The 7,926-nt window shown below is 36.0% G+C and carries 8 protein-coding genes and 1 other annotated feature; of the genes, 2 read left to right on the top strand and 6 right to left on the bottom strand.

Annotation, left to right across the window (positions count from 1 at the left end; genetic code table 11):
- Positions 1 to 24: 24 nt before the first annotated feature.
- From JCM6256_RS03550 to JCM6256_RS03525, 6 genes are all read right to left on the bottom strand, one after another.
- Entirely contained in the window at positions 25 to 933 is a 909-nt protein-coding gene (locus JCM6256_RS03550) for an L-lactate dehydrogenase (RefSeq protein ID WP_025080434.1), read from the bottom strand.
- A 52-nt stretch (positions 934 to 985) separates the two neighbouring features.
- A complete protein-coding gene (greA, locus tag JCM6256_RS03545; RefSeq protein WP_025080433.1) occupies positions 986 to 1,462 on the bottom strand; it encodes a transcription elongation factor GreA in 477 nt (158 codons plus the stop codon).
- A gap of 78 nt (positions 1,463 to 1,540) precedes the next feature.
- A complete protein-coding gene (gene pheT / locus JCM6256_RS03540) occupies positions 1,541 to 3,955 on the bottom strand; it encodes a phenylalanine--tRNA ligase subunit beta (protein WP_025080432.1) in 2,415 nt (804 codons plus the stop codon).
- Positions 3,955 to 5,004, bottom strand: a complete 1,050-nt coding sequence (gene pheS / locus JCM6256_RS03535; protein WP_025080431.1) for a phenylalanine--tRNA ligase subunit alpha — start codon at positions 5,002 to 5,004, stop codon at positions 3,955 to 3,957. Before pheS ends, pheT begins: the two co-directional genes overlap by 1 nt.
- Before the next feature lie 37 nt (positions 5,005 to 5,041).
- Positions 5,042 to 5,248, bottom strand: a binding site (T-box leader).
- 39 nt (positions 5,249 to 5,287) lie between these two features.
- Positions 5,288 to 5,635 carry a winged helix-turn-helix transcriptional regulator gene (locus tag JCM6256_RS03530; RefSeq protein WP_025080430.1) on the bottom strand — a complete coding sequence of 116 codons (348 nt, stop codon included), beginning with the start codon at positions 5,633 to 5,635 and terminating at the stop codon, positions 5,288 to 5,290.
- A gap of 117 nt (positions 5,636 to 5,752) precedes the next feature.
- Positions 5,753 to 6,520 (bottom strand): TrmH family RNA methyltransferase, encoded by a 768-nt coding sequence (locus JCM6256_RS03525; RefSeq protein WP_025080429.1) that lies wholly within the window; start codon positions 6,518 to 6,520, stop codon positions 5,753 to 5,755.
- A gap of 106 nt (positions 6,521 to 6,626) precedes the next feature.
- Here JCM6256_RS03525 and JCM6256_RS03520 point away from each other — a divergent pair, with 106 nt between their 5' ends.
- Positions 6,627 to 6,902 (top strand): acylphosphatase, encoded by a 276-nt coding sequence (locus JCM6256_RS03520; protein WP_025080428.1) that lies wholly within the window; start codon positions 6,627 to 6,629, stop codon positions 6,900 to 6,902.
- Between the two features lie 29 nt (positions 6,903 to 6,931).
- Entirely contained in the window at positions 6,932 to 7,900 is a 969-nt protein-coding gene (gene yidC, locus JCM6256_RS03515) for a membrane protein insertase YidC (RefSeq protein ID WP_025080427.1), read from the top strand.
- Positions 7,901 to 7,926 lie beyond the last annotated feature (26 nt).

The following is a 7,926-nucleotide window of genomic DNA, read 5'->3' as shown; positions in this document are numbered from 1 at the left end:
TTTTAATATATAAATTTTTCAGTATTAACTAAGTTTATCCACGTTTTCTTTGATCTTATCAGCTGAAGTAGCAAGTTTATTGCGTTCTTCTTCAGTTAATTTCAATGGAATTAATTCTTCAACACCATCACGACCCACAATAGCTGGATAACCAATGTAAGTCTTAAATTCTGGATTGTATGTTGAAACTGGACAATATAAGCGTGCATCACTAAAGACAGCTTCAACTAAGCGAACAGCACAAGTGGCAATAGCATAGCTTGTGTAGCCCTTGCCCTTAGCTACTAAGAATGCATTCTTATTTGATTGTTCACTAATCTTTTCTTGTTCATCTTCACTAAACAATTGTAAAGCAATCTTGTTGTTAACACGAACAGTTGACCAAGCAGTAAATTGTGATGAGCCATGTTCACCAAGTACAAAGCCTTCAACATTGCGAGGATCCTGGTTTAATTTTTCCCCAACAATTCTTTGCATTCTAGCTGTATCAAGAAATGTTCCTGTACCAAAGACTCTATTTTCTTTAAAACCAGTCGTTTTTTGCAAAATTTGAGAAACAACGTCACAAGGGTTAGAAATATTAATAATAATACCTTTAAAGCCACTATCTTTAATCTTCTTACCGACTTCTTTGGCATTAGCAGCATTTAACTTAACTTCACCAAAACGATCACCAGTCTTAACAGAAGCAGCAATATCGCCAAATGCAGTTACAATGATATCTGCATCTTTTAAAGCATCCCAATCTTGCATTCTTACATTAACAAAAGTATTATTTCTTGCTAAAGTATCGTGCAAATCATTGTATTCAGCAGTTACTTTATCTTCGTCTTTATCAATTAAAACTAATTCATCTGCAATTCCATGAGTAAACAAGGTATAAGCAACAGTTGCACCTACATGACCCATGCCGATAATTCCAATTTTTCTCATTTTAAAACCTCTCTAAACAAAAAAGATCAGGATTTACCCTGATCTTTTTTAATTAAGCTTCAACCTTGTTAATTACAACGTCAAACTTGCCACCAGGAGTAGTGATTGTAACTGTTTCACCCTTCTTCTTGCCAAGCAAAGCTTGAGCGATTGGTGAATCGTTTGAAATCTTACCATTCAAAGGATCTGATTCATCACTACCTACGATAGTGTAAGTTTCAGGATCATCTTCACCAACTTCAGTATAGGTAATTGTCTTACCAACAGCAACTTCGTTTGGATCAACAGAGTCTGCATCAACAACTTGCGCATACTTAAGCATTTCTTCAACTTGCGCAATTCTATCTTCTAAGTGACTTTGTTCATCCTTAGCTGCATCGTATTCTGAGTTTTCTGATAAGTCACCAAATGAACGTGCAACCTTTATTCTTTTAATAACTTCTGGACGCTTAACTAACTTTAAGTCTTTTAATTCTGCTTCAAGTTTTTCTTTACCTTCAGCAGTCATTGGAAATGATTTTTCTGCCATAGCTATACTCCTTAGCAATTAAAATTAATCTCTTATGCAATGATCAATGATATTGGTTTATACGATTAAAGTCAACCTTTAACGGATTTTTGCGTTTAAATCATCCTTAAGGGCTGCCATAACCTTATCCATTGCCTTGTTAACAACTTCATCAGTTAAAGTATCTTTTTCATTCAAGAAGGTTAAATTGTAAGCCAAACTCTTCTTGCCTGGTTCAATATGGCTACCTGCATAAACATCGATAACCTTAAGATTTACCAAGTATTTGCCAGCATTAGCACGAATGACGTTTTCTACATCACGATTGCTGTCATCTTTATTTACTAAGATTGACAAATCACGTTCAATAGCTGGGAACTTAGGTGCTGGCTTAGCAGTCATACCCTTCTGAATATGAGCATCTAATTTATCAAGATCTAATTCATAACCATAGAGTTCTGAACCACGAAGAGCCTTATCAGCCATAGTTACAGCATGAGCAATCATACCGATCATACCAATGTATTCTTTGTCTAAGTAAATTGCAGCTGTACGAGTTGGGTGCATACCATCAATTTCTGCAGCCTTGTATTCGATCTTGCTTTCATCAATACCAACAGCTTCAAATAAATCTTCAAGTTGACCCTTAACAAAGTAGAAGTCAATCTTTTGAGTTTGGTGTTGCCAATTATCTTCAAAAGTATTGCCTGCGTATAAAGTTGCTAAGTGTTCATGTTCATTGAAAGTTCCACCATCATGATCATAAACGCGGCCTTGTTCAAAGAATGCCAATTGATTTTGCTTACGTGCCATGTTGTAGCTTGCTGCATCAACCAATCCTGTCATCAAGTTTTCACGCATAGTTGAACGACTTGAGTTAAGTGGCATTTGAACTTGAACAGTTGCCTTAGGATCCATAGTGTAACGAACAGCCTTTTCAGGTGAAGTCAATGAGTAAGAAATTGCTTCCATCATGCCTTGACCTTCAACGATCTTCTTAAGGCGACGCATCTTGGTTTCGGCTTCTGAATAGCCTCCATGAGTTTCCGCAACTAATGGTTGAGTTGACTTCAAATTATCATAACCATAAATACGACCAACTTCTTCAACCAAGTCGGCTGGAATAGCAATATCCCATCTTCTGTTAGGAACAGTAACAGTTAAGTCATCACCATCAACTTCAGTTTCAAAGTTCAAACGATCAAAAATCTTAACCATTTCATCGTTTGATAATTCTGTACCTAAAACTTTATTAATGTATGAAATTGTAGTCTTAACAACAGCAGGCTTTCTTTGAGCATCTGTTGCTTTAATTTCGCCTTCATTAATAGTTCCGTTTGCATCATTTCTAAGAAGAAGTGCTGCCATATCAAGAGCTTTTTGAGTATTGTCCCAGTTAATGCCCTTTTCAAAACGACTTGAAGCTTCGGTTCTGTTTGCGTGACGAAGAGCTGCTTTACGTACCAAAGTTCCGTCAAAGACAGCTGATTCCAAAATCACGTCAGTTGTATCGTCTTCAACTTCTGAATTCTTGCCACCCATGACACCAGCCATCATTACAGGTTCCTTGCCATCAGTAATAATAATATCGTTTGGATCAAGTTCAACTTCCTTATCATTAAGAAGAGTAAGCTTTTCACCCTTTTCAGCTTTTCTAACTACAAGCTTGCCATCCTTAAAAGTTCTTGCATCATAAGCGTGCATTGGTTGACCAGTCAAAAGCATTACATAGTTAGTAACATCCACAACATTATTAATTGGACGAATACCAGCATTCCAAAGACGTCTTTGCATCCATAATGGACTCTCGCTAATTTTAACGCCAGAAACTTTTCTTAAGTAGTATTTTGGAGCTAACTTTTCATCAACTTCTGCATTAAGCTCTGAAGTCCAGTCAGGGCCATCTTCTTTTAATACAACGTCTTCAATCTTAGGCTTTTGATCAACAATTGCACCAACTTCATAAGCTGAGCCTTCCATTGATAAAGTATCAGCACGGTTAGGCGTGATATCAAAGTCTAAAATGTAATCATCCATACCTAAAGCATGATATACATCGTCGCCAGGCTTAACATCCGCATCTTCTGGGAAAACAAAAATTCCATCTGCGTACTTTTCAGGAACAACACTATCGGCAAAACCAATTTCTTGCAAGCCACAGATCATGCCGTAACTTTCCATACCACGGATTTTACCCTTTTTAATCTTTTCATTACCCGCAATACGAGCACCGTGAAGAGCAACAATAACATCTTCGCCTGCTGCAACATTAGGGGCACCGCAGACAATTTGCAAAGGTTCATCTTCGCCAACATCAACATGAGTTAAGTGAAGGTGAGTACCTTCAACACCATCACAATCAAGAACATGACCTACAACTAACTTTTTCAAGCCTTCTTGTGGGTGGTCAACTGAGGCGATTTCAACGCCAGTTCTTGTAATTTTTTCTGCTAAATCTTTTGGATCTACATCCAAATCAAGAAAATCTTGTAACCAATTATATGAAACTAGCATTAATCTTCCTCCTTACGGAATTGTTCTAAGAAACGAACATCGTTTGTGTAGAAATCACGAATGTCATCGATACCATACTTAAGAATAGCAAAACGATCCAAACCTAAACCAAAGGCAAAACCGCCATATACATTTGAATCAATTCCAGCATTTTCCAAAACATTAGGGTGAACCATACCAGCACCTAATACTTCGATCCAGCCAGTATATTTACAAATTGGACATCCCTTACCATCACAGTTAAAGCATGATACGTCCATTTCAACTGAAGGTTCAGTAAATGGGAAGTAACTTGGACGAAGACGAGTCTTACGGTCTTGACCAAACATATGCTTAGCGATCATTTCCAAAGTACCCTTTAAATCGCTCATTGTAACGTGCTTATCAACAACTAAACCTTCCATTTGCATAAATTGGTGAGAGTGAGTTGCGTCGTCATCGTCACGACGGTAAACCTTACCAGGACCAACCATCTTCAAAGGACCCTTTGAGAAATCATGCTTTTCAAGAACACGAGCTTGGTCACCTGAAGTTTGAGTTCTAAGCAAGTCTTCATCATCAATATAGAAAGTTGCTTGCATATCACGAGCTGGGTGATCTTTTGGCAAGTTCATCATTTCAAAACAATAATGATCAGTTTCAATTTCTGGGCCTTGAACTACTTTGTAGCCCATACCAATGAAATAAGCTTCCAAATCATCCAAAATCACATAAATTGGGTGCTTTGAACCAAGATGAGCCTTACGACCTGGAAGAGTTACATCGATTCTTTCTTCTTCCATCTTCTTAGCAACTAATGCTGCAAGAATTGAATCCTTGGCTTCATTCAATTGAGTGTTAAATAAATCACGCAATTCATTAACCTTTTGACCAACTTCACGACGGTCTTCTGGGGCAATTTCCTTCATTGAGTGTAAAATCTTGGTTAATTCACCTTTACGTCCTACAAGCTCAACACGAACTTCATTTAACTTCTTTTCATCAGAAGCTTTTTTGATTTCATCAAGCCCTTGTTGACGGAGCTCTTTCAACTTATCAAATAAGTCCATTAATTCTTTCCTTTCAATAAAAAAAGCCTCATCCCTAAAAAGGGACGAAGCTTCGCGGTACCACCCTAGTTTGGATACAATATATCCACACTCAAGTTTTCGATAACGGTGAAATACCGGAACTGATTAAATCCTACTCCCAAGATGAAATTCACAATTCATGCTTTACCTTTTCTTTCAGCTTATAAAAAAGGCTCTCTTTCTGAAAACAATCCATGTTACTAGTCTTGATCTTAGTAATTAATTAATAGGATAATTCATTTTATTTTATCTTGCAAGCTTTTTAAGCCCATTTATCAGCCCAATTATGAACTGTGTCAAAAACAGGCTTAAGTTCTGCGCCTTTTTCAGTTAAACCATAAGAAATAATACCTGTATCTTTGTTAACTGAGCGTTTAACAATATCTTCTTTTTCCAATTCTTTTAGTCTTTCAACTAAAACACGATCTGAACATGCTGTAATGCAACGTGCTAAATCCTTGAAGCGCATATCTTCTGTATCACACAATGAGCTAATAATTAAACCATTCCACTTCTTACCAATAATTTGGAATGCGTTTATAAAGTGATTACAAAGTTCATAATCTTCAGGTTTTTGACAGCCTGTTTTTGATTGTACTCCTTGAGTCATATAGATCCCCTCATAGCTTTTATATTTTTAACATTATGTATTACTAACAAATTAAATATTATTTTTAGATGTAAGATTATTATATGAAATTCACTTACTAAAAACAAGGAAAACTGCTTAAGCAAAATGATAAATCATAATGCCCGCTGCAACTGCCGCATTCAAAGATTCGGCTTGACCTTTAATTGGAATATACAATTTTTCATCACTCAATTTAGCAATAAAATCACTTACGCCATGAGCTTCATTCCCAATAACTAGGCCTAATTGTGGGACCGGTTCAAAATCTGGAAGTTTTTTGGCAGTTTTATCTAACATGCTGGCATAAACAGGAATACCATTTGATTCAAATTGATTAATCGCATCAACTAAGTCACTGATAATTAAATCAATATGGAATTGACTGCCTTGCATAGCACGTTGAGTCTTAGGATTATATAAATCAACGCTTTCAGGTGATAAGATCACTCCATCAAAACCAGCCGCATCAGCCGTTCTGATAATAGTTCCAACATTTCCAGGATCGGCTAAATTATCAAGCAAGACCCATTTACCATAATTAAATGGAAATTCCTTTGGCTGCGAGATCTTCAAAACCATAAAAATTTCTTGCGAATTCTTAGTTGAACTTAAATGACGAGCAATTGCTTTATTAATTAAAATTACATTTTTGGCTGATAAATCAACGTCATAATCTTCTTCAGCTTTAGCCAAAGCATCTTCAGTACCTAAAAGATATTGATATCTGCGATTTGCCTTTAATGCTTCTTCAAATAAATGAAAACCTTCAATAATATATAATCCGGTATCCTCACGATATTTCTTTTTATTTAACTTGGCTAATTCTTTAACTAATTTGTTATTAACTGAACTAATTTGTTGCATAAATATGTTCCTCTTTCTACTGTTTCCATTTTAAACGAGATTAACTAAAATTAACATGGTAGAATCAAAGTTGGAATGAATAAAAACTTGCAAGAAAGGATTTTACATGGAAACTTGGAAATTAACTGCTTCTGGCACTGTTCAAGGTGTTGGATTTCGTTGGAGCGTTTTAAACTATGCTCAAAGCCTAGGATTAAGCGGTACTGTTAAGAATAACCCTGATATGACAGTAACAATTATGTTGCAGGCAACTAAGGATCAAGTCACTGAATTTATTAACAATCTTCCTGATAATATTTCTCCATTTGCACATATTGAAAATATTGATGTAGAAAAACTTTCAAAGGTAGATAAAATGCATGGTTTTCATGTATTATATTAAGAGTTAATAGAAAATTATCGGGTGATTTAATGAAAAAATATCGTAAATATTTAGGACTAATTGCATTAGTTCTTTTAGTAACGCTAATCGTTACAGGTTGTTCAACAGGAAATATTAAAATCAATACACCACCTCATGGTGGTATCTACGGCTGGATATTCCAATGGATTAGTTTGCCACTTCAAAACGTGATGCTTAAAACTGCACATGCCATTGGCGGCGTTAACGGGGCCGGTTGGGCAATCGTTATTATTACTTTGGTTGTTCGTCTTATCTTAATGCCATTAATGCTTTCTCAACAAAAGAAGAGCGTTACTCAACAAGAAAAGATGGCTCGCCTTCAACCTCAAATGAAATTAATTCAAGAAGGAATGCGTCGCAAGCCAATTACTCAAGAACAACAAATGCAATTGTCTGCTTGGCAACGTGAACTATATTCCAAAAATAATGTTTCACTAACAGGCGGTATCGGCTGTTTACCACTTATCATTCAAATGCCTATCATGATTGGTATTTACCAAGCCGTAGCCTATTCAGGCGTTTTGAAACATGCTTCATTCTTTGGAATCTCTTTAAGTAGCAAATCTGTTATTTTAGCAATTGTCGCTACTGTTTTTGCCGTAATTCAAGGTTATATTTCACTTATCGGTATTCCAGAAGAACAAAAGAAAACTATGCAATCAATGATGTTCATGAACCCTATTATGACATTATTCTTCAGTCTTTCCTTCTCTGGTGCTTTGGCTCTTTACTGGGCAGCCGGTAACTTCATGATGATTATTCAACAAATTATTGTTACATTCTTCATCATGCCTCGTGAAAAAGCACGTGTTGCTAAAGAACTTAAAGAAAAACCTGCTGCGGTTGTTGTTACTAAGGCAGATATTGATAATCTCTTCAATGGCGGTTCTTCTGAAAACAGCAACCCTCAAGCTAAAGAATTACATCAAGATTTGCGCAAGCGCAATCAAGGTAAGCAAAATCGAAAAAATAAATAAAAGAATTCTGCAGTAAAAAAGGATTT

Origin of the sequence: Lactobacillus hamsteri DSM 5661 = JCM 6256 (genome assembly GCF_000615445.1) — a bacterium.
Taxonomy (GTDB): Bacteria; Bacillota; Bacilli; order Lactobacillales; family Lactobacillaceae; genus Lactobacillus; species Lactobacillus hamsteri.
Note: the sequence above shows the minus strand (reverse complement) of the source record. Positions and strands in the feature narration are given on the sequence as shown.

Excerpts from the sequence above, each read along its gene's own strand:
- JCM6256_RS03550 (WP_025080434.1), bottom strand. The coding sequence starts at position 933 with ATGAGAAAAATTGGAATTATCGGCATGGGTCATGTAGGTGCAACTGTT.
- greA (WP_025080433.1), bottom strand. The coding sequence starts at position 1,462 with ATGGCAGAAAAATCATTTCCAATGACTGCTGAAGGTAAAGAAAAACTT.
- pheT (WP_025080432.1), bottom strand. The coding sequence starts at position 3,955 with ATGCTAGTTTCATATAATTGGTTACAAGATTTTCTTGATTTGGATGTA.
- pheS (WP_025080431.1), bottom strand. The coding sequence starts at position 5,004 with ATGGACTTATTTGATAAGTTGAAAGAGCTCCGTCAACAAGGGCTTGAT.
- JCM6256_RS03530 (WP_025080430.1), bottom strand. The coding sequence starts at position 5,635 with ATGACTCAAGGAGTACAATCAAAAACAGGCTGTCAAAAACCTGAAGAT.
- JCM6256_RS03525 (WP_025080429.1), bottom strand. The coding sequence starts at position 6,520 with ATGCAACAAATTAGTTCAGTTAATAACAAATTAGTTAAAGAATTAGCC.
- JCM6256_RS03520 (WP_025080428.1), top strand. The coding sequence starts at position 6,627 with ATGGAAACTTGGAAATTAACTGCTTCTGGCACTGTTCAAGGTGTTGGA.
- yidC (WP_025080427.1), top strand. The coding sequence starts at position 6,932 with ATGAAAAAATATCGTAAATATTTAGGACTAATTGCATTAGTTCTTTTA.